Consider the following 254-nt stretch of genomic DNA (forward strand, 5'->3'; position numbering starts at 1 on the left):
CCGTCCCCCCCGCCGCCAGCTCGACCGAGCGGCTGAACGTGGTCATGCTCGCGCCCAAGGAGACGATCTCGCGCTCATTGTCGGTGGCGACGAGTTTCGGCGCGATGATCGCGGCGGACGGCGTCCGCTCCAGCATGCCGGTGAGACGCTCCAGCGCACGCGGGTGCGGGGCGGTGTCCTGCGCGAGGAACCAGATCGCCGATCCGTCGAGGGCGCGCGGGCGCGCCAGATCGAGGGCCTCGGCGAACGAGGTC

Annotated in this window: 1 protein-coding gene; it reads right to left on the bottom strand. The window is 72.4% G+C overall.

The window, feature by feature from the left end; translation table 11 throughout:
- The coding region (locus tag KVS71_RS17890; protein ID WP_217585209.1) for a hypothetical protein at positions 1–254 on the bottom strand (254 nt) is incomplete at both ends.

Origin of the sequence: Microbacterium sp. GbtcB4, assembly GCF_019091465.1 — a bacterium.
Taxonomy (GTDB): domain Bacteria; phylum Actinomycetota; class Actinomycetes; order Actinomycetales; family Microbacteriaceae; genus Microbacterium; species Microbacterium paraoxydans.